This window comes from Spirosoma radiotolerans, from assembly GCF_000974425.1.
Lineage (GTDB): Bacteria > Bacteroidota > Bacteroidia > Cytophagales > Spirosomataceae > Spirosoma > Spirosoma radiotolerans.
In genome coordinates, this window is record NZ_CP010429.1 from 1,599,037 (window position 1) to 1,624,789 (window position 25,753).

The window sequence follows — 25,753 nt, forward strand, 5'->3', positions numbered from 1 at the left end:
CGGAAAATAAGCAGCGTGATGGCCTGACTTCTATCGACGACCCGGCAGGAATCGGAATAACGACTGAATGGCACGGATGAAGATGGTGATAAATCCCAGTTCTTTAGGAACATAAATCAAGCGTTTGCCAATTCTGAAGATACTGTATCGAAACACGCGGCTGCTAAGAAACGTAGCGCACGTTTTCAACTGGTCGCCAACGGACGTCTGTGCCTTTAACAGCAGCGTCAACTGCTTTACGATTAGGTAGCTAAATTCGCTGGGTGTTTCGGTTTCCCAGTGCTTGGCATAGGTTTCGGCGAGTGAACGGATGCTGGGCGAAGCGACCAATTCCTGAACCGGCGGGGGCAGGGGTAAATCCCAGATTTGCTGACACCAGTATAGGCCTGCCAGAAAAACTTCGGTAAAGCCGTATCGGCTTAGTTCCTGTAGTAGCCACGACCAATTTACATCAGCCTTGATCAGCGTGAAATACAAATCATTGATGTAATAGATTTGCTGCCAGATATTATTTACGCCATGATGCGTTGCCAATAAAACGATTTTCCGCTCAGCCTCAAACGCAGGCTGCGCCTGTACGTAAGCCAGGTCGAACAGGGCATAATGCTGATTGAAGCCCATGATTTGCCAATGCATATCAATATCGAACTGGCTGTCGTTGAAAAAAGGCTTGAACAGGCTTACTTCAAATAAATCAGAAAGAATCCGCTCCTCACCCTGCCGCCATTGCAAATCCTGTTTTTCAGATAAATGATACTGATGCTTTTGTAGTAAGTCGATGGTGGCAAAGACATCGGTTGGTCTGACCAATAGGTCGATATCGCCACTGATGCGCAGACCGCTGTCCGGATAAACATGTTCGGCCAGATAGATTCCCTTAAGGGGTATATGGTCAATTCCGTTGTCTGCCAGCAGCATAGCAACGCTATGATACTGATGCAGTTTTAACAGATTGTCGGTTGTTGTTACCTGGCAATCTTGTTTGAGAGCAGCGAGGAACGAATCGGGAACCGTGCCTATCTGACGAAGTGAGTGGTATAGAAATGGCTTTAGCCGATGCCGTTCGGCCAGGGCATACAGGCGATTCCAGTTAACAGCTTGGTGGCTTACGAATCGGGTAATCTTATCTCTTTTTTCGGCCGGTAGCTCTACCGAACAGGCCATTAACAGGAACGTTACTTCAGGAGAAAGATCAACCTTCATATAGTGTTTAAAGATAGAGCTTAATTCCAGTCCAGGATGGGCTCGAATACCTGACTGGCCTGTTCGCCCAGAATAATTTTGTCTTTATGAACGACCCAGGCATGCGCCGAAAAAGCCTGCTGTTCATTTTTTTGAACGCCAATGCATATGCGTACATCCGGATGATTATGCAGTAACCGTTTGGCACTGAGTGCCTGCACCAGGCAAGTGAAGCCGAGAGGGATCCGGGCGCTTACCACCTGAATGGCCCAAACCGAATCCGTGAGTAGTTCGGCTGATAAGGCTTCTGCAGACTGAGCAGGCTTTCTGGTAGGCTTGAGAAACGTGTTGAAGGGAAAAATAAGCAACAGGCCTTTGTAGGTGGCAAGCGCCCCAAAAGCCTTGATTAACAGCCATTGTTTATGCCCGTTCAGGGATACAAATTTCGCTGCACTATTCGCGGGCTTCGATAAGCTTTTCACGGAGTAGATTGTCTAGAAACAGCATTAACTCGTTCTGGCAAACGGCAGGTTCAACATCGAATTCCTCGAGCAGTTGTGCCTGAATTTCGTGAACCAGCAGGCTTTTTTTGTCCTGTAAAAGCGCCCAGATGAACCCGCCGACTTCATTTAACTCGTAATAATTGCCGGCCTCGTAATTCAACAGAATGGTTTCGTTACCAAGTACAGAAGAAGACTGGTTAGGAAGTAGTTGAACGCGTGTCGTAAGCGTAAGGGGCATAGATATAGGGACTAAATCGGATTGAAGTTAATGAAAAGAGCTTGATTCGCCAAGATACAGGCAAATCAAGCTCAGGAGATGCTTAATCAAAAAACTAACTGAAAGTGCCGACGTATTCTATGGTACAGCCTTCGTGCGGCCTATCCTGGTTTTCTTTAGGCTGTTGCAAATGAACCGAAACCATCGGTGGCCGATCCACTCTTCAAAGTTAGTTTTTTGACGCTACCCAGCGATTTTAGCTTGGGCGTTTTGTAGGCTTTTTTGGGCGCCGGAGCCGATATATGTACAGTCTTTGTAGTCATGAGACAAGAAAAGTAAATGTGGTAAAATGAGTAAGTGGACAGCCGTGCTTATTGAACAACGATACGATGCTGGCGTGTCTGCCCCCGCTCTTCCACGGTAAGTACATAAACGCCCGCTGATAACTTACCCGTTGCTTTCAATAACAGGTTGCCCGACTGAATGCCCGTCTTCTGGAACGGCATTGCCCGGCCGTCAGCCCCGAAGAAACCAACCGTTGCTGTTTCGGGCTCATCTAACCGAAGCGTAAATTGACCATCACTCACCACTGGGTTGGGATACACCCCATACGCTTCTGCCCGCAGAACAACCGATTCTACTCGTAAGGGCGTTACTTTACCACTCAAATCCGTTTGGGTTAACCGGTAATAACTGGTGCCAGAGTAGGGCGTCTGATCGATCATCTGGTAATTCTTCAACGAATTGCTCGTAGCTCCCAATTCATTTACTTCACCGACGCGCTCAAAAATTTTGAGATCTTTACTACGCTCAATCAGGAAGCCTTTGTTGTTGGTTTCCAGCGACGTTGTCCATGCCAGGGCTACCGTCCGATCTTCCTGTGCTTTCGCGGTGAAGGAAACCAGCGCTACGGGCAGAGGACCCGTAACTGTAATGGTTGAACTAGCGTTATCATTGGCACTATTATTAGTTAATCCTAAATTCGTACCAACAGCATTCAGACTTACAGGTGCGTTAGGGCCTGGTTGTACACCAATAACATTCAGTGTTACTACATAATCGGCATTTCCTGGCACAGGGCCTAAGTTGCTGATAAGTGTAACAATTGTTCCGTTGACCGGGCTGTACGTACCAATTGATGTGGTGAAGTTAGTCGTAGTTGAAACAGGTGCTGTGGGTGTAATACTTAGACTGCTTACGCCTACGTTTGGCGGTAAATTCAAGGTATACGTAGTGTTAGCGCTCTGCGGAATAGCCGTTGCGCTTCCATTCCCAAAGTTTGCACTAATCGTACCATTCGCTCCAGTAACTAAAGGGTTGGGCGTTATTACAAATCCGCCGGCCGAGGGATCCTGGGCATAACTGGTAGACAAACCACCCAGGACTATCGAAAATAATAGTAAAACTTTTCTGGTCATAACTGTTAATGTTTACTTTTTGAATTTTAATCTTGATAAACTTAATCGTTGTGATTAGGAAGCAAAAACTATGCTTGGTGTCAAATATCATCAATTAGATATTTGACACCAAGCATAGTAACTACAAAGCATTTACATTTCTCACATAAATGTTATTTAATGGATTGCTATCATATGTTTTACTGGCATCATCGTTAACATTTACGGTGAGATTTGCCGTTCCTTTACTGGCAGCCGCCCGTGAGATTGTAAATCCAAGAGTAGCTTTGCCATTGGCTGAAATAAACTGACCGGCATTTATAGTCACCGTTAATTGCCTTTCACTAGTTGATGCCGCTGTCCACTTTGTATTGTCAACCGCAACTGGATTGGTGGTACCACCTGACACATTGATGCTGGTTAGCGCATTATTATAAGTGAGGTTATATCCAAGGGGGGCCGTTATGGTGATCTTTACATTGCCACTTGATGTAGCTTGGCCAGCATACTCTGTAACCTCTACGACGAAATCACGAGTAGCGTTCTCCCCGGAGGCCGTAAAGTTGCCTAATGGAAGGCGAATGATTGGCGAAAGATCCGGCGTAGACTGACCAACCAGCACATGCAGCGTTGCACTGCCACACACCGACGGTGTGCTGTTATCGCAGGCAGTGTAGGTAAAGTCGACGGGGCCGGTTACACCCGGTGCTGGCGTGAAGGTGTAGCTCCCTGTGGCTGTTAGCACCAGCGTTCCTGAAGAAGTCGACGTCGTGCCTGGATTCGAAACTGTCAGGGTATTGCCTAAGTCGTTTGTCAGGACATTACCCGTCGCTGGAGTAACTCCCGCAGTCGACACATAATCATCATTGATGCTAACGTTAGCTGGAGTGCCCGGTGCTTTTACCGTGATGCTGACAGTTGCCGTTGCACAGTTCGAAGGGGTCTCACACACCTGATAAGTCAAGACGTCCGTTCCGTAATAACCCGCCGTTGGCGTATAAACGACGTTACCAGTTCCGTCGATGCTGGCCGTGCCATGCGCTGGTCCTGTCGCAATGGTGGGTGTTCCTAAGGTGCCGCCAGAATTACCGGGTCCATCGTTAACTTTTACGTTAATGGTCGTAGCCGCTGGTGTGGTTGGGCTGCCGGTGACGGTAGCAAAATCTGGGTTGGCCACGGGTGGGTTCGTCGTTACGGCCGGATCAAGTACCGTAATCGTCAGCGTCTGCGTGGTGCAATAGGTAGGAGGGGTCGGTGCACAGACAGGGACGTTATACACATAGACACCCGGCGTCGCACTGCTGAAGGTAAACGTACCATCGGTGTTTACCGTCAATGTTGGTGCTGAACCGCCCGGAGCACTTGCTGGGGCTGGGGCTGGTCCATAGGTGGCGCCCACCGGAATCACATCGTTCGTTTTGACACTGCCTGTTGCAGGCACACCCTTGTTGGTAACCACAAAATCCGGGTTAGGATTGAACGGGTTGATCAAGACATGCAGTGTTCCGTTGGCACTCGCTGCCGGAGAGCCACTATCGGTCGTTGTGTAGCTGAAATCGACCGGGCCGGTAGCGCCAGCCACGGGTGTAAAGGTGTAGCTGCCTGCCGATGTAACGACCAGTGTACCTTTTCCGGCAATGGTCGTGGTCTGAGCCGTAACCGTCTGTGTATTGCCTTCAGGATCGCTATCATTGGTTTTTACGTTCCCGCTAGCTGCCAACCCCTGATACGTACTGATGTAATCGTCAGCGGCTACGGTTGTGTTCGTGCTGCCTGGTGCCTTCACCGTAATGGTCACGGTGGCTGTAGCGCATAAGTTGGAGCCTGGTGTTTCGCAAACCTGATAGGTCAGTACATCCGTTCCGTAAAAATTAGCATTGGGCGTGTACACCACGTTGCCACTTCCATCGACCGTGGCCGATCCGTTGGTTGGGGGCGTTGTAATGGTTGGGACGCCTAATGTACCACCAGCGTTGCCGGGTCCATCGTTCGCTTTAACATTGATTGTTACCGCCGATGGATTGCTGGCCGCCCCTGTCGTCGTGACGATATCCGGGTTGGCAACTGGCTTATTGGTATTTATCGTTGGATCGAGTACTGTGATCGTCAGTGTCTGCGTCGCGCAGGCCGTCCCAGATAAGCCTGAGCCACAAACGGGCACGGAGTAGACATATACGCCTGGCGTTGCACTAACAAATGTGTAGGTGCCGTCGGAGTTAACCGTCAGGCTTGGCGAGGAACCATTTGGCTGAGTTGTTGCCGTAGGCGCTGGACCATAAGTAGTTCCGGCTGGTACAAGATCGTTCGTTTTTACGCTGCCCGTAGCCGGAACGTTTTTATTGGTTACGGCGAAATCTGGATTGGTGTTCAACGCACAGACCAGGCCGCCACCTGTTGAGGTACGCGTATCGACGAAGGCACCGAATACGTCAAGATTGCCACCCAGTACACCCACACCAACTAGTGGCGCTACGGTCAACTGAATTTCATCGAATGGTCTGGTTGTAATAAAACCAACGTTGGCAGCAGTACTCGTTGAGCCAAATAGAGTTATTGACAAGTCGAGCAGACTACCATTACCGGTTCTGCTTTCCTGTAACACACCATCATTGTACGTCGAAACCGTTAATGCACCAAACAAATCAGCGAGGACAAGGCCGGATACTTTCCGGACCGAAAAACCAGCGAACGTACCTACCGGATAGGTGCTGATCGGGTCGAGCACAGCAATGGATGCATTTGTTGCGACAGTTGCCAGATTGGTAATGGTGGCGAAGTCGGTCGTAGAGGCTGAAACGACATTCCACGGGTCGCGAATAGTTGTTGCCGCTGACACTACCCCTGTAACGCCCGTGCGGGCAGCATCGATAACAACCGGGAACGTTGGGTTGCTCAGGTTATAGGCGGTGTTACAAACGATAGCTGCTGCGCAAGTCTTCTCAAATATGGCGCTGTAGATGTTGATTGTGCCCAGATTGACGCCCACTAGACTGGGAATCGTGATCTTCACTTCATCGTAAGGCACCGTGGCCACAATGCCGACAATCTGACGGGTTACACCATTCAATAAAGCCGTTGTCGCGCCAACAATGATAGCATTGCCGGTACCCGTCTGTACCAAGGCACCATTGTTATAGAGCGAGATCGTTGCCGAGCCGACAACCGCTGCGGATACCACCGAATTCGTTTGAATATCAAAGCCCGCAAAACTGTTAACAGGATAGGTGTCCACCGCATTCGCTACGGCAAAGGTGGCACTGGTTGACACACCGGCCGTCAATACGACCGTGGCAAAGTTTGTTAAATCCGTGTCAATGACGTTTGCGGAATTATTGATGGCGCAGGCAACACAAGCGGCTCCCGGAAATCCGGTGTTGTTTCCATCGACGTAAACAGGCGATGTGGGAGCGACCAGGGGCGTCAAGGTGTTCTGTGGAATCGTATTGTCAGCGCAGGCAACACTTGGACCAGCGCAAAACTTTTCAACTACAAAGCCATATACCCTTGTCTCTTCTACACCGGCCGCCACTAATTTAGTCACAGTCAGCCTTATCTCGTCGAATGGCTTGTCGGCTGCCGTTATGAAGCCAATAACCCGGCGGCCTAATCCTGATGTGATCGAAGTATTGGCAGATAGCAAACTGGCCGCAGGTATGGTTTGGGCTAGTACGCCGTTGTTATACGTCCTGATAGAGATGCCGTTAAGTACACCGAGGTCTAACAGGGCTGGGCTTGCAACATCGATACCGGCAAATGAGCCGCCAGGGTATTCAGTGATCGAATTTTTGATCGAAAACGTTGCCGTTGTTCCTACGCCCGCCGTTAAATTTATGGATGCATAGTCTGTCGGATTAGCGCTCACCGCATTGTCAACGTTGGTAATGCTGCCCAGATTCAGGACACCACCAAAACCAGTATTGTCCGGGTTTACATAAACAGGAACCGTAGGGCTGGTCAGCGTAGTCAATGTGTTACAGGCCAATGCCGGTGCCGTATCGCAGAACCGTTCAATCACAGGCGCATAAACGCTTACTGTTCCAACGACACCGCCATACTCAATACGAACCCGGTCAAAAGCACCGGTTGCAATCAAACCAATCCTTGTTTTACTACCTAAAATCCCAACATCTGCCAGGTTATTAAAGATCTTTGTATCTACAGCTGTATTGCTGTTCCCAAGATACGTAGTGATCGTTATGGTTGCCGCCAGACTGGTGGTATTAATAATGAAACCGGCAAAGCTACCTGTAGCATACACATTGGCCCCGGTAGCGTTATTGTCTTTTACCTGTACCCAAGCCGAAGAAGTCAAGATGGACGTGTAAGTGGCAGCCGTTGTAAAAGTAGGGTCGTTGTCGATTAGGTTTGCCTTGTTATTGAACTCATCTCCTCCAATACCCTGACTGGACGTAACCGTAAGATTAGTGAACGATGGATTCGTGAGGGCAACAACCGTATTACAGGTTGCAGTGCCTGATTGTGCCAGTGCATCTGGCGATACAAACAAGGACAGACAGAGAGGAAGCCATGCAAGTAGATTTAATAAAAAATCCCGGCATAAGCAGGTAAATGGTTTTTTCATAAAAGTTGAATTAACTGTAAAAGAAGTGGATTGAAAGATAAATGTACTCTTTACTAAAAGGCGTTATAAATAGTTTTCAAAATTGTAGAAAAAGCCTATTGTCTATTGTATTTATGGGTTTTTTATGTGCCTAAAAGTATTTGAAAGTTCATTGTATTTTAAAAAATATCTGTTTTACGGTAAAATAGTTTCATATATGAAATTGTAGTAACATAAGATGTATCTACAATAATGGATGATGAACTGGGGTGATAAAATGTCTATTTATCTGACTAATCTGCTCATTAGGTTTGCTCATTAGGTGCTGTTACTGCACCGCCATTTTGCCGAATGAACCCGAGGCAGACTATACGATCTCGAGCCCTTGTGTAGCTGGGGTTGGTGTTCCGCTTGCTAATGAAGCAGAGTCTATACTTATGGGCTCTATAATCGAGGGGTTATCTTTATTATGAGAAACAATGTCAAACCATTTGGCTGGCAGCCTGTTTATAGGTTACTCAACAAAAGAGATACTACCATGGATAAATTGCAGAAGTTTGAGTTGATGAACAAGATCGTTCGTGAACTCGAAGACCTTCAGAACAGCCAGCGGGCGCTGATCGAGAAAATCGGTAAGATTGAAGTAGACAATATGAACGGGCTGAACGACTCGTATCTGGAGAATAATCTGGGCACCATGCACAGCAAAGTTGCTGAGAACGTCGATTCTGTAACCGAAATCTTCGCTCACTTTGAAGCCCAACGCGATGAGTACGGCGAAAAGAATAGTGCAGACATTGCCGCAGCCGAGGCCGCTGCTGCGCTGGAAGCAATAAAATAATACCCCCCTTTTCTACGCAGAAAGCCGGACAGACTGTCCGGCTTTTTGTGTTTTTGTATGTTTCTTAAACTAGCTTCCAGCAGAAAGAGGCCGAAAGAATTCATGGTCGGTGAAGAAACTGCCTTCTGGAACAATCAGCGTACAGTAACGAACTGGGTAAGATAAACCCAGGGGGCCTCATGATCAGTAGAGGATCTTGCTCGCCCGGAAAGGTCCATCGGCTGCTTGCAGAAGTTTAGCGCGTAAACGTGCATTATAAGCTGGTCGGTCGGCCAGGAATTTGCGAATCAGTTGCGCCGTTTCGGGCGTCTGGTAGCTGGATAAGGTTGCGCGGAGCCATGATTCAGGAAAGAAAATATCGCCCGTCCGCTGAATTTCTTCCACTAAATCAAGGCTTTTAGGCAGGTATTTTGCCGATGTTTCGGCCCGTAACGGGTGATGCAGATACCCGAGAGCCGCCGTTACCCAGGCCTCGTGTTCGCGGTTGTCGTCATTGGCAAGGGAGGCAAAAAATGCGTCGCGCTCGGCTACATTCGATGATAGCGCAGGCATCATGAACTCCAGGCGTTTCCGTCGGTCGGGGTTTTTGATGCGGGACAATTGTTTTGTCAGAATGCCACTGACCGGATAATCGCGGACGGCCAGCGAAAGGGCCAGCGCCGTGTAGTCATCTTCCGTAAGGGTAACGCCTGCGGGGGCTTTCTGCTCATTCCAGATCGTATAAAGCCGGCCGCGGGCTTCAGCACTTAGCGCTATCGACTGATACAGCCGAAACAAGATCTTCTTCTTTCCCCGGGCTGAATTGCCGGGGGCCGTTTCCTGTTCCATTGCTTGCCAGGCATCGTGTTCTACGGCGGCTGCCAGCGCGGGGCGGTTTTCGGGTTTTGTCAGCGTCCAGACAATGTCTGAAAGCTGGCTGGTCAACAAGCGCAGATTCAACTCTTCCGGTTCGTTGGCCAGTAGTGCCCGGTAAGCAGTGGCCAGTTGGGCCGGGGTTATGCCTTGTCCCGAAAGCATATTTTCATACAGATTGATATAGGCCGAAGCCCGCGTTACGGGGTTTTTAAGCGTTGCCAATTTTGACATCATTGCCGTATCGACCGGGAAAATGCCATAGCCCTGCCCCGACGAATTGAATACCACAAATGCGGGAACTGGCTTGCCCACGGCTTCCGTCATCGTAACCTGTGGCTGCGTCATGTTCACGGCCAGTTCTTCCACATGGTCCGGGTAAACCAATGCCAACTGGAATCCCTGTGGCCAAAGGCGGGCCGAACCATCCTCCGCTGTTTGCGACAGGACCAACCGGCTGATTTTGTCGCCCTGTCTGTCGAGCTGATAACTGAACTTCGGCCGGCCGGTTTCGTTGACCCAAACCCGATTCCAGGTTTGCAGATCGGCGGGGGTGTGCGTGTCCAGAATGCGGATCAGGTCAACCCAGCTTGCATTGGCGGACCTATATTGTTTGAGGTACTCGCGCAAGCCATCCCGCAGGGCGGTTTTACCCATCAGCTGCTCCAGTTGGCGCATCATGATAGGTGCCTTGTGGTAAATGATGCCACCATAGAGTGAACCCGCTTCCTGCAAATTAGCCAGTGGCTGCCCGATGGGATTGGCTCCCTCGGTACGATCCACGCCATAAGCTGCCGGGTAATGATCAACCACAAACTGAAGATCGTAATTGGCATCGGGACGGTCCGACGCTTCGGTTGATACCTCCATAATCTTGTCGGCGATAAAGTTGGCAAACACTTCCTTAAGCCAGACGTCATTGAACCAGCGCATCGTGACCAGATCGCCAAACCACATGTGGGCGGTCTCGTGGGCAATTACATGGACGCGGGCCAGGCGTTGGTCGCGGGTGGCGCCATTATCCAGAAATAAAGCCGACGAGCGGTAATCAATCGCGCCGACATGTTCCATGCCTCCGTATTGAAAATCGGGCACCGCCACAAAGTCGAACTTCTGGAAAGGATACGGAATCTGGGTGAACTCTTCCAGAAACGCCAGGGCATCGGCATGAAGCGAGAAGAGTAAATCTGTACTGAGCCGCAGTTTGGTGGAGTCGGTCTCGCGGTGGAGGAGCGTCATGGCGCGCTGGTTCATGGTGCGGGTCACGGGCGTAAACTTTCCGGCTACGAATGAGAAGAGATAAGTGGGAATAAGATCTGATGTCAGGAAGTTGACCGTTTTTCGATCACCCACAACCGATGAGTCACGCACGGGTGCATTGGTCATGGCCTGCCAGTTGGTCGGTATCGTTAGCGAAACCTGAAACGTGGCTTTCAGATCAGGCTGATCGAAGCATGGAAAAACCGTTCGGGCGCGGTCTGGAACGAGCAGCGTGTACAGGTATTCATCGTTGCGGTTAAGCGATAAATTTCCTGCAATAAACTGAATGGAAAGAGTATTCTTTCCGGGTCTTAAAAAAGCAGTAGAAATAAGCAGATGTTCGCTCTCCACTACAACAGGAACGCTGGTTCCATTAGCCGAAACCGACTGCAAATGAGCACGTTCTTCTTTAAAGTCAAGTTGCAGTGCACTTTTATCCCGAGCCGATGCTGTCCAGAAAAAAGTAATTGTTTCAGTGGATAGAATAGGCTGGCTTTTTTGCGCAGGAATGTCGAACTTTAATGCATACGCTAGCTGGCTGATTTGCTGCTTTCTGGCTTTGGCGAGTGTCTGCGATACGCCGGGTTCGACCATGAGGGATTGTACTGGTGAGGAACGATGACTGCACGACATCGTGAGTGAACTAATAACGAGTAGCGTAATGCCGTAACAAGTGATTTTTGGGAAGTTCCAGACCATTGAGGTAGAGGAGTTGATGGCGTTTGTTGGTTGCGATTTCTGAAAAAGCCAGGCAGTTGGTGAGGCAGCAACCACAACCGATCAACCGACGAACTGAAATTGGGAATGGGTTAACAACGTTGGGTCAAAAATAACGCACGTTATGAAACGGCACCTATCTTTTCTGTTATTACTGGCAATTATCGGTCGGGCTATTCCCGGCTGGGCCAACTCGATTCTGATTCCAATGGATAATCAGCAATCGAATCACCTCAAAGCGTACGGCATTGCCTACAAGGCGTTGAAGGAAGACCTGGATGTCGACTGGTTGCTGAATTACCGGGGCGGCAGTTTCATGATCAAACAAATCGCTTCCATTGAAACCGAATGCCGCGTACGGGGCGTTTCGGTTGAAGTTATTTCGGATGCGAAAGCGGCTTCGATCAAACAGCAACTCTCCGATCCTGATGTAAACATGAACGTGGTCACGCTTCAGAAAGCGGCCAAAATCATCGTTTACTCGCCTATAAAAGTGAGTCCGGCCGAGTTTGAGAATACCGACGCCGTATTGCTGGTGTTGACCTACGCCGAAATTCCCTATGAAGTCGTCTATGACGAAGAGGTCCTAAAAGGGGATTTGCCCAAGTATGATTGGCTGCACCTGCACCATGAGGATTTTACGGGTCAGTACGGGCGCAACATGCACCGGCAGTCGCTGACCGATATTAAGGTGCAGGAAGATATTGCCCGAAAGTATGGCTATTCGAAAGTGTCACAGATGAAGCTTGCCGTGGCGAAAGGCATCAAAGCGTTCTGCGCGGGTGGGGGATACCTCTTTGCCATGTGTTCGGCCGCCGAGACGCTCGACATTGCGCTGGCTGCCGATGGGGTCGATATTGTAGGCAGCAGCTACGACGGCGACGATGTTGATCCAGACGCCCAGTCGAAACTTGATTTTAGTAAAACCTTTGCCTTTGGTAATTTTACCCTCGAAGGCGACAATGGCTATCGGGGGTTCTCTACTTTCTCGGATATTAATTCGGCCGGTGGACGGGGCTTCGATCAGGCCAGCGGTTTCTTCGAACTGTTCAATTTCTCGGCCAAGTGGGATGTTATTCCGGCCATGCTCACCCAGAATCACGAATCCATTATCAAGGAATTCTTTGGCCAGACGACCGCTTTTCGAAAAACAGCCGTTAAGCCAAGCTCACTGGTGATGGGCGAAGGCAAAACCTCCGACCGTTATATTTATGGCGAATCGGGTAAGGGGCAATGGACATTCTACGGCGGTCATGATCCCGAAGGGCTTCGGGGTGGGGGCGGCTTCCGTAATCCTACGGACTTAAACCTGCATCCTCACTCACCCGGTTATCGCCTGATTCTAAACAATGTTTTGTTTCCCTCCGCCCGGAAAAAGAAACGGAAAACGTAGTAGCTTGAGCTGCGATTTTGTCATACTGACGAAGGAGGCATCATAAGGTTTCTACACTTATTCGCTAAGAGACCTTATGATGCCTCCTTCGGCCACGGTTCGTGTCTTCACGGACCGCACATCCATCCGGCAGGTAAGTCTGGGTCTGGTAAAACGGACCGTGAGGACACGGTCCGTGGGTATGTTTGAGCGCCCAACGCTACGAAAACGTCAACACGATTTTCCCGGTTGTCCGGCGGCTTTCCAGCTTTTGATGGGCATCGGCAATTTGACTGGCGGGCAGAACCTCACTCACGGAAATTTTTAATTTGTCCGCATCAATAAACTCATTGATCGTACGCAGGTCATCACCACTGGTGTGGACCAGAATACGCTCGGCCCGAATATCGGGCCGAACAGCCAGCACCTTATCCATAGCGCCGTAGGCAATGGAAATCAACCGGCCGTTTGGCTTTAAGACCTTGGCTGAAGCCATGATGGTATCGGCACCTGCCGTATCGAAAACAAGGTCAATATCGCTCACCGACTCCTCAACGCTGGTTTGTGTATAGTCAATAAACGCATCGGCTCCCAGCGACCGGACAAAGGCTTCGTTTTTGCCCGAAGCGGTTCCAATTACATAAGCGCCCAGCGCTTTGGCCAGTTGGACTCCCAGGTGACCAACTCCGCCGGATGCCGCTTGAATCAGAACGTTCTCACCTGCTTTCAGTTGGCCGTGTTCGGTCAACGCCTGCCAGGCGGTAAGCACGGCTAGTGGAGCCGCAGCGGCCTCTTCAAATGATAAGGTTGCGGGTTTGAGCGCCAGGTGAGCAGCGGGAGCGGCTACATATTCGGCATACGCCTGACCGGGTTTAGGGAAGTTGACCATCCCATAAACGGCATCGCCCGGTTTAAACGTCGTTACGTCAGTACCGGCCTCAACAACCTCACCGGCCATGTCCCAGCCCAGCACAATGGGATGCGAATAGTCTTTCGAATAGGGGGCGGCACCACTACGGGTTTTAAAGTCGGCGGGGTTTACGCCAAATGCCTTGACCTTAACTAGGACTTCATCGGGCTTGATAGCGGGTGTGGGTATATCCTGAACGGTGAAGTTTTCGGCACCGCCCCAATCGCTTAATACAACGGCTTTCATACGTTTACATTTTAGCTTTTTTTGCGTCTGAGACAACAGGATCGCGCTCGAAAGAATTCACGTTTCAGCTTGGCAACAGCCTGAATTCACCCGTTGCTACGTCATAGTCATACTGGCGGGGAATGCCCGTAGCCAGTTCAATTTTCTCGATGTCTTCGGGACTGATATGTTCCAAATCCATCAGCAGTGCCCGCAGGCTGTTGCCATGGGCTGCCACGATCACGGGTTGGCCAGCTTGCAGATGGGGAAGAATGTTACTCTGGAAGTAAGGGATAACCCGCGCGTGGGTGTCGGCCAGACTCTCGCCGTTGGGGGGCTGATCGGTGTAGCCGCGTCGCCAGCGGAAAACCTGTTCAGCCCCAAATCGCTCTTCGGCTTCGTGCTTGTTCATTCCCTGCAAATCGCCATACATGCGTTCGTTGAGAGCCGCGCTCTGTTCAACGGGCAAGTCTGCCTGGCCAATTTCGGCCAGAATAATCGCCAGCGTCTCGATGGCCCGCTGCAAGACCGACGTAAAGCCAATGGCAAAATTGGGCGGTTGTTTTGCTTTCAGTAAGACACCGGCCTCGCGGGCTTCGTGCCGACCCAGATCGGTTAACGGCGTGTTGGTGGAACCCGTAAAGCGATTTTCGGAATTCCACTGCGATTGTCCATGCCGGACGATGACGAAAAGAGGCATAATAACTTAAAGCAGGCTGTGTAGGTAATTACTTCTACGCTGGGCAAAGTGTTCATTAAAAAAGCAAACCGGCATTTGCCCGACCGCGTAGAACCTGCCTCGTCTGACCTGCGAATGCCATAACCAGGAAAATCAACAGCCCTAGGGTAAATTAACTACTTCAGCAACAATATTGCTTTCTGCCAGCACTTCCTTTGCGTAGGAACGGTGCCCTCTGGGCGACATCAAATACAGTTTTCCTCCTTTCACGGCGGCTAACTGACTCAATAATTTTAGTTTGGACAGCAAGTGCCGCGCTTCGTCGCCACTGCTTTTTAATATCACCTCGAAGTAAGACTCCTGATCGAACTGTTTCCCGGTTACGTCAGGGGTAAATTGTTCGCTGTCTTGCTGACGACCGTAGGAAATGGGGGTTTGAAACCCTTCGGTATTGGCTCTGATGTCGTTGAAACCGTGTACGCGCACCCAGTCAGCTACTTTCGGGATGTATGCTTGTTTGCTCATGAATAAGGTAATTTAATAGTCAATTAATTAGCGTCCATCTGCCGAGTTTGCCAACACGGCATGAGCGCTTTGCATCAGGTTAAGCGAAAAAAAAGTCAGAACTTTTTCTTTCTGACAACTCCCGAATTGGTTTCGGATACAAAAAACACTGCGTGACGGCTGCGTACTTGAATTAATAGAAGACAAACCCACCAGCCTTAATCCTGCCGTACTGGCCATAATTGGGGTTTGGGACGCAAAAAAGGGGTACTACACAGCTTGTGCTGTCTGAATAGACGGCAAGATACGAAAGTATCCTGAGACAGTTCAGTAATAGCTGTCGGGATGCATTCATTAGGTTAATCGGTAAACGGTGGGTTCCGCGTTCCGGGTAGATATAAAACGAGCGCTGTACCGACGAATTTAACCGGCTGTTTATAAAACGAACGAAGGTACCTGTAGCTTGTGTGCTATGAAGGAAACATACATGAGTCATCCCGAATTTTATAATCGGACCTGCTGATGGGTTGAGCTGACTAGATGACTCGTGATGCTCGCCATAGTCAAAGACTATGGCCAACTTACCCCATGCTTCGTTTTGTCTGGCGCCACCGGCTCTAGACCGATTAGCTGAGAAACAAATAAGCCGGTTGGCTAACCGGCTTATTTGTAGGTGAAAGAAAGGTTTTGTTCAGAGACTGAACTATACGTTTATATTCTTTTCAATTGATCCGGGTAAATTTTTGCTGGCAGTTATAGCAGCGATATACACGGGTCGGAATGAAGAAAAGTATATACTTCAGAAAAAACGAGCGGGGGACTCGTTCCAGCGCATATGTGCGCTGACAGGATGGACAAGCGCGCTTGAACGTCAACCGATGTCCTTTTGGCGTGTTCGTAACGGCGTCAGCGCCTTCTTCAGATACGTAATTGGATGTCATAAAAAGAGAATATTGAATAAAAAGCCGGTGGTATCTGATAGCTAAGTTTATGATTTTTACTTTTAATAAACATTAAATATACTCAGCGGTAGGTTCTGTAGGTATTGAGCAAATCTCCCTTCGATTAATGAAAAAACAGCCTTTAAGGCGCAAGTAAGTCGTTTGCTTGACGTAAGTAGCCTAAGTACGCGGATTTGGGAGAGCGGTATATTTACTTAGGTCAGCCCCTGTATAAGGCTAATGACAGAGAATAAGAAAGGCATAGCCGATACAATCGGCTATGCCTTTACTTTATACGAAATCCCTTTACTACCTATTGCTATTCTGACTCAACAGGTCTTTTTCTTCGTTTCAGCATGTAGATGAAGGTGCTCTCTGATCCAGATTCCTTGCCGATAACTTGGGTAGAGATCAGCTCCCAGCCCTGTCTGACCATGAAGTTGAGAGCGTCGATGGTTGAATTAAAGACCACGGGCTGCCGGTTGGGACCACTGATCTGTTGCCGGTTCAGTCCGGAGTTTAAATACCTTTGCCCGTAGTCGATCGTGATGTGTGCTTTGGAAAACAGGCTGGCATTGGAGCCAATCAATTGGCAGTAGGGCGTATTTAATGTGTCAATAAGAATTCCGTCTACGTAAACCTGGCTGAATGAAGCGGTGGCGGCCATCAAACTAAGGCATAGCGTAAGTACGTGAAATCGTTTCATAGCTGACAAGCGGGTTAAACTTGTTCAAAAGAGTCAGATTATCGCCGAAACGTTGTAATGGCTTCCTCATAAATACGCACGCCGGGTATGTCGCGTACGCCGTTGGCTATATCAGCCTTAATGGCTCCCTCATCGATAATCCAATAGCCGTTAGGCACCTGATTCGGGTCGACGATGTTGAATGTCCATTTCATATGGACCCCTTTCGGTTTGGCAACCAGGGCCACATCAGGCATCAGCCAAGTTGTCTGCCCCGGCTCGGTAAGGGCCGTCTGTCGGGCGGCTTCGGCCTGTTGGTGCTCCCGAACCCGCAGCAATTCCCGATTGTAATGTTCAACAGCATCCTTGAGGGGTTGCATCGCAGCCAGAATGGGGGCCGTCATCTCTTTTTCAATCTCCATCCAGTCGTGCTTTTGTTTGTCGAGCTGGCGGGTAATCTTGAGTCGTTCAGCCGCCACAAGTTTGATCAATTCGTGACCTTGGGCAACGTGTTTGATGAGGGTTTCCTGCTGCTCGGGTGTACCGCAAACGGCGGGCTGCTTACGAAGAAAGGCAACATAGTCTGACAGAGAAGACTGGAGCATTTCGCGCCCGCCCGAATCCGTCAGGGACAGGCCGGTAGTGGGTTTAGGTTCAGTATCCATACCCCTAAAAGCAATCAGACGGCATAAATGTTGGCAAAATCATATCTGTTTGGTAAAACAAATGCGTGATCAACGAAAACGTCGCAAGTTGCTGGCAGATAGGAAATGAGTAGACTGTCCAAGTGTCCTCTGCGGGTAGTTAAAACAAATTCGCTCTGGGAAGCTTTATAAATACACCTTAACTGAAATTGATCGCTTTATAATACAGACATACAGACTATGACTCAACAGCAAACAGAACGGGAACAAGTAGTAAATCGGATCGCTTATTACGATGATTTAATGGCTTCGTATATTGCTCTAATACAAAACATCAACAAGCCCAATGCCTCCGATGAGACCAAGATTCTCGTCGATCTGGCAAACGAAAGCCTTCAGCATTGTCAGGACAAACGCGACATACTGTCGGCCCATCTGAACTCACTTGTGAAATAGGTCCGCAGGAAGGCAATTAGTGAGCCGTACTTTCCTATTAGCGTATCCGGTATGTCTGTATATAGTCATTAAGCGGGCTTGTCACTGCTTGCTTTGCTCTACTTTCTGTGCCGTTGGAATGGTTTTTACGTCTCGCTCTCGTTCGGTTTGTTCAATGTAAACGGCATGTTCGGCGGGCTCGATTTTTACGCCAAAATGGTTAGCGTAAGCTAGCGTAAATTCAGCGCCGAAATAAAGAATAGCTGCAGTGTAATAGATCCAGGTCAACAAAACGATCAACGAACCTGCAGCGCCATAGGCCGAGCTGGTAGCCGTTGTGTCAATATAAAGGCCAATGGCATAGCGCCCAATCATAAATAGACCAGCTGTAAAGAGAGCGCCCCATTTGACATCTTTCCAGGCAATTTTAGCGTCGGGCAGCACTTTAAAGATCACGCCGAACAGTATGGTTATGACGGCCGTACTGATCAAAAAATTAAGCCCACTAATCAGGTAAACGCTCAGGCCGGGTAAAAAACGGGTTAGCTGATCGCTTAGGGCGAGTACAAGCCCATTAACGATCAAGGATACCATGAGCAGAAAGCCTAAACTGACGATTAGCGAAGAAGACAGCAGCCGATCTTTAATAAGTTTAAGCCAACCCCGCTTGGGCTTGGCCTTTACTCGCCAGATCAAATTGACCGAATCCTGAATTTCGCCGAATAGACTGGTTGCTCCGATGAACAATGTAACGATACCAGTTGCCAGCGCCGAGTTTGTTTTGCCTGACAGGCTTACATTTTTGATCATATCCTGAATTTGTTTAGCCGCTTCGTTCCCGACCAATCCATTGATTTGACCAAAAATGTGCCCCTGGGTAGCTTCCTCACCCAGAAATACGCTCGCCAGCGACATGATAAGCACCAGTAGAGGAGCCAGGGAAAAGATCGTGTAGTAAGCGAGAGCCGCACTTAGCTTCAAGCCCCGATCATCCATAAAGCCTGAAAACGAATCGCTTAATATTGTTTTTGCACTGGCAAAAAAACTGGTACCAGCCTGATGGGTAGCTGATGTAGCAGACGACGTTAGTGGCGGAATGGAATCGGCAAATAATCGATTGTAGAAGCGTGCCAGTATATTGCTCATAAGCGTAGAAATCGAGGTAGTAGATAAACCGGAATTGGTCTGGCAAGCTGTAATTTAGATCAACATGCACTTTCATTCAGGAGTATAACCCGGGTGCAGGAAAGTTGTTAGCTTCCTAACTCCATCAAGGGAAAGCATCTACCTATCGGCCTCACGTACCATTCCCAGCCTCACCTCAAAGACAAGGTCACTTTTGGACCGGGTGACTCTCTTTTTTGTGAGGGCAACGCTGTTACACTTATGCACTCAGAAGCCAATAGGAAGGCGAACGGTATCTGTTTCGACTACATTACTTTCGTTCAGATTTCGATCCCGCATACGCAGTTGAAACTTAACAGGAAGCAGCTTGTATGGGCCAGTATATGGAAATACTTGCGTGTAGGATAGCATACCAACTTGAGGTAAAATCGTACTGTTACCCAGATCAACAAAAAGTCTGTCGTTATCCGGTCGTATTATCTCATCAAACTTGTTATTGACCAGTTGGAACGTGCGGATTTGGTAGTTGCCCCAGGGCTGGTTGCCAAAAATAGTCTTGAGCCGGGTTGAATCACGAGTGTCTTCGCCAAGGTCGCCATCTCCATCTGTAAAACTGATCGTGACGATCACCGAATCCCGTTTTGCTTTGGTGGCACTCGCCTGAAGAGTCATTTTTTGAATTGCCTTAAAAGTAATAATGGGTAGAGAATTCGCCGTCGGCTCGTCTTTGGAGCAGGATAGCATCAAACCCATCAATCCAATCAAAAGAAGTGATTTCATACTTGATCGTTATAGATGTACTGATCTAATTTTCGTAGATCTTTTTTACTCTATTCATCTTCGCCCTAATGGCTCATTTACTTCATTCATAAAGGCTTTTAAAAATTTCAACATGTCTTCGTCGGAATATCGACTTAAGTCCATTGGTCCCAGTTCTGAGAGTAGGCTTTTTGTTGACCGCTTTTCAATATAGACATCGCTTTTCTCCAAATAACTATCTATCGAATCAAACTCACGTAATTCTGGAGCTAGCATGAAGGGCTTTCCTTTATGAGCCTCTAAGGAATAAATTTTCCCATTATGCGACCCAATCGATGTCTTTGCGTGATGAGGATATGGGAAGGTAGCACTTTTAAAATACGTTAATACATCAGCCCGGATTCCTGAGATATCGGGGTGGTTTAGCATTTGTTTTCCTGGTACACCTTCTTTTTGTAGATTTAGCAATGCCCTGGTTCTTAGCTCATAGAAGAGTTTTGTCGCGAATCGACCGCAATCATTTTCTACTTTACCGCCGAATAAAACAATTCCTAACTGTTGTTGCGTATTAACCAGGCAGGTAGGGACTTCTGCATCAGGATGTAATTTTTTAAACTGATTTTCTACGCCAAATTGAAGTAATCGCTCGGGTTTTTGTTCAATCAACTCATCCCTTCGCTTGTAGAGCGCTACCTGTAATTGGTTACGCCAGGTGTCTAAGTCAAGTTGGTATGTCCATGCCTCTTGACTTTCTTCATCGAGCCTAAAATTAAACGATTCATACACTTTGTTCGCTTTTTTCGACACCTCTGTTAGCTGATACATGTTTTGTGGATCAGCTGTTTTTAAGAACTGAATTAACTGCTGCACCGACCTTCTATCCTGCTCAGGTATGTATTTGAGTGCGGCTTCAGCAAGTACGGCAAACGGCTTAACAGCATTATGTTCCTTTTTCCTTTTTTCGTTGACAGCTTGTTGCATCAATTCCCCTGGAGACAGTTTATTTCTCCGACTTATGGATTCATGTAAATCTATTAACCTGGCGGTTTTATGTCGATTATCTTCAATTTTAGGGTTATGCTCTCTAGGACTAAGTAGCTGTTGATTCTGTTTAATGCCGGGTGTAGTTAGTGACTGCATTTTGCGTTCATTTTGCTGTTTTATCGATACTAGATAAGCTATTGATATAGTTTAAGGTAGGTCATGAATGTAATCCAAAATCTGTCTTACAATATACAAACCTAGTGTTACTGATTCCGTATATTGTCTAACAAATGGTTGGATTTTATTTAAGGTAGACTGGAAGGCTCTACATGAAGCCGAAACGATAAATTACTCAAGCATTGAAGTAGTAGCGAGTTACCCACTTGTTATAGTTTCTGAAGGATTAGCTCAAACAACTCAGCAGAAGGGTGTTCCAGTGGAGCTACATATAGACCAGAAAGGTTGAGCGTGGCTTCGGCAGAAAACCGACCTTCGAGGAATAGTTTGGGCGCATTCACAAGTGGTTGACAGCTAGCCGCTTGCTCAATCCTTAGGTTGATAAATGCCTAGAGTAGGGTTGTTAGCTCCTCGATGGCTATCTCAAAAAGCGATTTGGCAAAAGAAACCATTATTACGGCTATCTTTAAGACCAGAAAATTGATCCGCTGGCAAGAAACCCGATTTGATTCGGCTAACGGTTAGTCGATCGTTGCTTGCTAAATTGGCTATCCTGTGCGACTACTTGTCTGCTTTGCGATTCTTCTCTATTGTGGCCAGACCGCTTTTACCCAGCCACTGCAACCTATTGACAGTGTGTATGTCAGCCAACTGCTGGCTTTTTCTGCTAAAGCCAAACGTTTCACCAATCAGGTTTGGCCCGGCATGTCCATAGGGCCTGCCTGCATTTTCCGGCAAAATGGTCCTGCCTTTTTAATTAATCACCCCCGTCCTCCCGTTAATGCTACCTATCTGGGGGATAGCATTTATAGGCTTGAACAGGCTGACCTGGCCCTGGCCGGAACCGCTCAAACGGATATAAACGGCTATCTAACCGCTCACCATCATTACGACCAGTCATTCTTTATTAGCCATAATCAGTTTTATGCTGAGTTATTTCATGAACTTCATCATGTCTACCAGCGAAATCATATCAAAACGATACAGTTTGATAACCCGGCCATTTTATTAACCTACCCTGAGGATCACCGAAACGATGCCCTTAAGCAATACGAGAATGAATGCCTGTTAGCCATGGTACAAGGGCCCGCCGAGCAGTTTACCACAAATCTGAACCGATTCTTTAGTTGCCGAATGGCCAGAAAGAACATCATTGGTGAGAAGTATCTCAACTATGAGAAAAGTGTTGAGTCAGCCGAAGGACCCGCTACTTATTGTGAATATAAGTACATGCAGGCCTTTGGCCTTTCTCTGGCCGAAAAGCAATATATTGACAAGCGTTTCTTTTATACTCTTATTGAACCAAGCTACGGTCGGGAAGGCTTACGCAATAAGCACCTGTTAACTGGCATGCTTCAGTGCTTACTCTTATCCAGAACGGTCAAAAACTGGCAGTCAGCTTACTATCAGTCGGGCTTATCACTGAATGACTATTTCTTTACCAAGTTCATTCCTAAACAAATATCTCTTCCAGACTTGGCTACTTATCAAGCCAGAGCCACCTATTTCACCGCTTTAGTCAAAGAGAAACATACGCAACATTTGGCCGCCTTTCACCAGCAGGACGGGGTAAAAGTTACCTTGTTATTTAAACGGGTACCCGACTTCCGGGGCTTTGATCCCATGCATGCCGAATCAATGAACGACAGCTTAACGCTTCATTCAACGCTGTTTAAAGTAGGCAAAAGCAACAATCATTTGACGATTGTCGATCAGCCAGTTCTTTCGCTAACAAGAGACCAGATCTGGTTCGTCAAACAAGTCACTTTCTTTGTGCCTGCGAGTGCCGTGAGCTTTAACAACAATACCTTCACTTGCCAAACACAACAGGTTGCTGTTAGCTGGCAGTATCTAATGCACGAAAAAACCAGGGATGGCTATATCCTTATGGTAGAATGAAAGGTCGCTGCCCCACCGTTTCCCTATTGAACTGGGTATCGAGTCAAGACGTGATCGAACAACCAAAACGGTTGGATTGACTTACCCCGTCACGCTTCAAGTACTGGAATAGGACTCAACCTCATAGTCGATCAAGCCGACCACCGTCGACGCGCACCGACGAGCCCTGAACAAAAGCAGCATCCTCCGATGCCAGGTAGGCAATCGTGGCCGCTACGTCTTCGGGTTTACCGACGTCTGCCCGGTCAATCGTTTCCGCACCTGATTTTACATTTGGATTGTCCCACAACATAGGAGTATCAACAGCGCCGGGTAAGACGGCATTGATACGCAGGCCTTTGGGTTTGCCTTCCAGCGCGGAGGAACGCGTCAGCGATAGGACTGCAGCCTTAGCCGCTGCGTAAGGAGCAACCAGGGGTTCGGTTTCAATGGCGTGGATACTGGCCACATTGACAATAGTACCACCGGGCTTCATATGCAGAAAGGCCTGTTTCGTGAAGTAAAACGCGCCCAGTAAATCTACGTTCAGAATGCGCAGCCAATCCTCGCCCGTTAATTCTTCCAGTGGTTTAAATTGCATGAGTCCGGCGTTGTTGACAACCACATCCAGCCGCCCAAATCGCGTTAGCGTACCGCTTACGGTGGCCTCAACCTGCGCTTCGATGGCTACGTTACAAACGCTCCCCCAAATGTCGGGTGCACCAGCTGATCTTACGTCTGGCAAGGCTTTATTGAGGTTATCCTGGTTCAGATCGGCTAAGACGATGCGGGCCCCTTCCGATGCCAGCCGTTTGGCTACGGCCAGTCCAATACCACTGGCACCACCCGTTATAATGGCTACTTTATCCTGAAATCGCATAAGCTACTAGTCAACTGTTTGGTTGGTTTTGGAGACGGCATTCGCTCCATTCTGACGAGCCTGCTTGGCGTCGGTTTGTTTCTGATAGGCCCACGACTGGTTGCTCTCACTGGGCATCACAATCGGCACTTCCAAACAAACACTCTGGGCCGGCAACACTTGTTTCCAGTCACTAATCAATTGCTTGTAGGCCTGACCGACCGGGCGAATCTGCCGGTTAAGGTCACACAGACCCAAAGGATTCACGTTGCCATTATTTTCACGCAGCGCCGAATCCCAGTCGACCTGATCGGTCAGAGAGTACCAGGTAAATCCAACCATTGGTACGCCATCGTTCCGTACCCGCAGAACGTTGGCCCACTCTTTCCAAAGCCAATTCACCGCTTCGTCCCCATTCGGTCCCTGCCACAAATTCGTTTCGGTATGCATGACGGGCAGTCGATACCGGTCATGGTATTGGCGCGTGATGACATGATAGCCAAATACCTCACCCGATGCCTGAGTCGTACCGTCAGCGGCCACCCGGTGTTCATTGGTCTGGTAATAATCATTACCCATGATGCAATACTGCTTGAGGTTATTACCCTGAAAGAAATGATACTCCTCTCGCGTCATGCCATTGTCCATCAGGTATTCGTACATCTCCGAATCGACCCGACGTCCATAGTTAAGATCAAGCGATAAGAAGCGTTTGGCATTCCTTATCTCAGCGGGCTTGATAGCCGCCGGATTTTGGGCATGGAAATACTCCGACGATTCGCTTTGGATAAAGAGCGCATCGGGCCTCACGTCCAAAATGGCGCTCATGGCCAAAACATTCGCCTTGACAATGTGCTTAAGCGCCGTAACAAAAGCGGTATCAGTACGGAGTTGCTCGTTCCACCAGCCATAGAGAGCTGAAAACTCAGCACAGATGTACATTTCGTTAACGGGGGTATAGAGCTGAACCCAGGGAAACCGTTTGGCAAATGCGTGGGCATAGCCAGCAAAAAGAGCCGGGAAATCTGGATTCTGAAAATTGCCAATCCAATCGGGTACACCAAAATGACACAGGTCAACAATGGGTACAATGTCGCGTTTGCGCAACTCACCAAACGTTAGGTCGGCAAACGACCAGTCGTATTTTCCTGGGCCTATAAAGGTGGTATGAATAGGAGGCCCATAGCGCAGGAAGCGAATGCCCAGTTCTTCGACCAGGTCAAAATCAGTTTGCCAATGCTGATAATGGCCGCATTTTTCTAGTTCATCCTGGCGGTATTTTCCGGCCTGAATGGTTGGATTGCTATTTTCGATGCCCGTGGCAAACAGAAATTGAGTGACCATACTGTAGAAAACAGCGGTACAACCATTGAATCGGGTTACCGCTATGTAAGTGCTTAACCCGTTCTTATCGGCAGTGTTTACTAAATAGAATTAAGAGGAGATTAAGCCTGTTTTTTTGAGGCTTTATTCAGGAATTTATAAACTCGTCTAGTTTTGTTCCGTTAAGCTAATAGCCCTTTGGTTTTTAGACAAATCAAACTAAAACCATCCAGTAAAAGGCTTGTCATCTATAATTGATAGACCGTTTAAACGCCTAAAAATCATGACATTGCTGCCATTCGGGTCATTTACAAAAAACGTTTACGAAAAGGCTTGGCTAAATGGACGCTACTTGTTGCTCAGTGAGACCGCCTAACCTGCGCTATCACTGGCTGAAACCGTTCACGGAAAGGTTGCCTTTAATGAACGGGCACTACATAAAGTACAAAATTTTGAAAAGGTCGGAGAACGTATGCTTTTTTGCCATAGCGGTATAATGCAAATTTCAGCGTAAATTTTGATTAGCTATTGGCAGGTAGCCAGCAATTCTGTTCACGCCTAAATGGAGTTTGTACCAGAGCTAACACACGGTCCTTTTTTAGAGAGTTTAGTGATATTGAGCTACCAAAACCTTTGGATGAGCATATAATCGTGTTGAGTGTCATCCCTAAATGCACCATTTCCTGCCCAAGATCGTACAGAAACTGTCCAGAAACGGACAGT

At 48.2% G+C, this 25,753-nt stretch carries 22 protein-coding genes; 4 read left to right on the forward strand and 18 right to left on the reverse strand.

Annotated elements, in window-relative coordinates; translation table 11 throughout:
* Positions 1-30: 30 nt before the first annotated feature.
* The 6 genes from SD10_RS06220 to SD10_RS06240 all read right to left on the reverse strand — a co-directional run bounded on the left by SD10_RS06220 (position 31) and on the right by SD10_RS06240 (position 7,806).
* On the reverse strand, positions 31-1,203 hold the full coding sequence (locus SD10_RS06220; RefSeq protein WP_046376164.1) for a nucleotidyltransferase family protein: 1,173 nt from the start codon (positions 1,201-1,203) through the stop codon (positions 31-33).
* 20 nt (positions 1,204-1,223) lie between these two features.
* Positions 1,224-1,664 (reverse strand): lasso peptide biosynthesis B2 protein, encoded by a 441-nt coding sequence (locus SD10_RS06225; RefSeq protein WP_227699160.1) that lies wholly within the window; start codon positions 1,662-1,664, stop codon positions 1,224-1,226.
* A complete protein-coding gene (locus SD10_RS06230; RefSeq protein WP_046376165.1) occupies positions 1,636-1,923 on the reverse strand; it encodes a PqqD family peptide modification chaperone in 288 nt (95 codons plus the stop codon). Before SD10_RS06230 ends, SD10_RS06225 begins: the two co-directional genes overlap by 29 nt.
* A gap of 155 nt (positions 1,924-2,078) precedes the next feature.
* Complete coding sequence (locus tag SD10_RS29805) at positions 2,079-2,225, reverse strand: hypothetical protein (RefSeq protein WP_169750808.1); 147 nt, start codon at positions 2,223-2,225, stop codon at positions 2,079-2,081.
* A 48-nt stretch (positions 2,226-2,273) separates the two neighbouring features.
* On the reverse strand, positions 2,274-3,320 hold the full coding sequence (locus SD10_RS06235) for a T9SS type A sorting domain-containing protein (RefSeq protein WP_046376166.1): 1,047 nt from the start codon (positions 3,318-3,320) through the stop codon (positions 2,274-2,276).
* 121 nt (positions 3,321-3,441) lie between these two features.
* Positions 3,442-7,806 carry an Ig-like domain-containing protein gene (locus SD10_RS06240; RefSeq protein ID WP_046376167.1) on the reverse strand — a complete coding sequence of 1,455 codons (4,365 nt, stop codon included), beginning with the start codon at positions 7,804-7,806 and terminating at the stop codon, positions 3,442-3,444.
* Positions 7,807-8,398: 592 nt separating this feature from the next.
* Here SD10_RS06240 and SD10_RS06245 point away from each other — a divergent pair.
* A complete protein-coding gene (locus SD10_RS06245; protein ID WP_046579124.1) occupies positions 8,399-8,701 on the forward strand; it encodes a hypothetical protein in 303 nt (100 codons plus the stop codon).
* A 183-nt stretch (positions 8,702-8,884) separates the two neighbouring features.
* On the opposite strand, the gene SD10_RS06250 is transcribed toward SD10_RS06245, so the two are convergent.
* Positions 8,885-11,512, reverse strand: coding sequence for a M1 family aminopeptidase (locus SD10_RS06250; RefSeq protein ID WP_046376168.1), 2,628 nt, complete (start codon positions 11,510-11,512; stop codon positions 8,885-8,887).
* Between the two features lie 142 nt (positions 11,513-11,654).
* Here SD10_RS06250 and SD10_RS06255 point away from each other — a divergent pair, with 142 nt between their 5' ends.
* Positions 11,655-12,923, forward strand: coding sequence for a hypothetical protein (locus SD10_RS06255; protein ID WP_046376169.1), 1,269 nt, complete (start codon positions 11,655-11,657; stop codon positions 12,921-12,923).
* Between the two features lie 199 nt (positions 12,924-13,122).
* Here the strand turns inward: SD10_RS06255 and SD10_RS06260 are convergent, their stop codons facing one another.
* The 6 genes from SD10_RS06260 to SD10_RS06280 form a co-directional block, all read right to left on the reverse strand.
* Complete coding sequence (locus SD10_RS06260) at positions 13,123-14,058, reverse strand: NADP-dependent oxidoreductase (RefSeq protein ID WP_046376170.1); 936 nt, start codon at positions 14,056-14,058, stop codon at positions 13,123-13,125.
* A gap of 64 nt (positions 14,059-14,122) precedes the next feature.
* A complete protein-coding gene (locus tag SD10_RS06265; RefSeq protein ID WP_046376171.1) occupies positions 14,123-14,737 on the reverse strand; it encodes a 2,3-bisphosphoglycerate-dependent phosphoglycerate mutase in 615 nt (204 codons plus the stop codon).
* Positions 14,738-14,878: 141 nt separating this feature from the next.
* Positions 14,879-15,241, reverse strand: coding sequence for a hypothetical protein (locus tag SD10_RS06270; protein ID WP_046376172.1), 363 nt, complete (start codon positions 15,239-15,241; stop codon positions 14,879-14,881).
* Positions 15,242-15,942: 701 nt separating this feature from the next.
* Positions 15,943-16,161: a hypothetical protein gene (locus SD10_RS29330; RefSeq protein WP_148562385.1), complete on the reverse strand. Its 219-nt coding sequence runs from the start codon at positions 16,159-16,161 to the stop codon at positions 15,943-15,945.
* Positions 16,162-16,480: 319 nt separating this feature from the next.
* A complete protein-coding gene (locus SD10_RS06275; RefSeq protein WP_148562386.1) occupies positions 16,481-16,867 on the reverse strand; it encodes a hypothetical protein in 387 nt (128 codons plus the stop codon).
* Positions 16,868-16,905: 38 nt separating this feature from the next.
* Complete coding sequence (locus tag SD10_RS06280) at positions 16,906-17,511, reverse strand: exonuclease SbcCD subunit D C-terminal domain-containing protein (protein ID WP_046376174.1); 606 nt, start codon at positions 17,509-17,511, stop codon at positions 16,906-16,908.
* 219 nt (positions 17,512-17,730) lie between these two features.
* On the opposite strand from SD10_RS06280, the gene SD10_RS06285 reads away from it, so the two are divergent.
* The gene (locus SD10_RS06285) at positions 17,731-17,946 is read left to right on the forward strand and encodes a hypothetical protein (RefSeq protein ID WP_046376175.1); all 216 of its coding nucleotides are present in this window, start codon (positions 17,731-17,733) and stop codon (positions 17,944-17,946) included.
* Between the two features lie 81 nt (positions 17,947-18,027).
* On the opposite strand, the gene SD10_RS06290 is transcribed toward SD10_RS06285, so the two are convergent.
* The 3 genes from SD10_RS06290 to SD10_RS06300 all read right to left on the reverse strand — a co-directional run bounded on the left by SD10_RS06290 (position 18,028) and on the right by SD10_RS06300 (position 20,949).
* Positions 18,028-19,071 (reverse strand): YihY/virulence factor BrkB family protein, encoded by a 1,044-nt coding sequence (locus SD10_RS06290; RefSeq protein WP_082111534.1) that lies wholly within the window; start codon positions 19,069-19,071, stop codon positions 18,028-18,030.
* A 246-nt stretch (positions 19,072-19,317) separates the two neighbouring features.
* On the reverse strand, positions 19,318-19,830 hold the full coding sequence (locus SD10_RS06295; RefSeq protein WP_148562387.1) for a hypothetical protein: 513 nt from the start codon (positions 19,828-19,830) through the stop codon (positions 19,318-19,320).
* 54 nt (positions 19,831-19,884) lie between these two features.
* Positions 19,885-20,949 (reverse strand): hypothetical protein, encoded by a 1,065-nt coding sequence (locus SD10_RS06300; RefSeq protein WP_046376177.1) that lies wholly within the window; start codon positions 20,947-20,949, stop codon positions 19,885-19,887.
* 576 nt (positions 20,950-21,525) lie between these two features.
* Here SD10_RS06300 and SD10_RS06305 point away from each other — a divergent pair.
* On the forward strand, positions 21,526-22,869 hold the full coding sequence (locus SD10_RS06305) for a hypothetical protein (protein ID WP_148562388.1): 1,344 nt from the start codon (positions 21,526-21,528) through the stop codon (positions 22,867-22,869).
* Between the two features lie 121 nt (positions 22,870-22,990).
* Here SD10_RS06305 and SD10_RS06310 read toward each other — a convergent pair whose 3' ends face one another.
* Complete coding sequence (locus tag SD10_RS06310) at positions 22,991-23,728, reverse strand: SDR family NAD(P)-dependent oxidoreductase (RefSeq protein WP_046376179.1); 738 nt, start codon at positions 23,726-23,728, stop codon at positions 22,991-22,993.
* A 6-nt stretch (positions 23,729-23,734) separates the two neighbouring features.
* On the reverse strand, positions 23,735-25,051 hold the full coding sequence (locus SD10_RS06315; RefSeq protein WP_046376180.1) for a family 1 glycosylhydrolase: 1,317 nt from the start codon (positions 25,049-25,051) through the stop codon (positions 23,735-23,737).
* Positions 25,052-25,753: the final 702 nt, after the last annotated feature.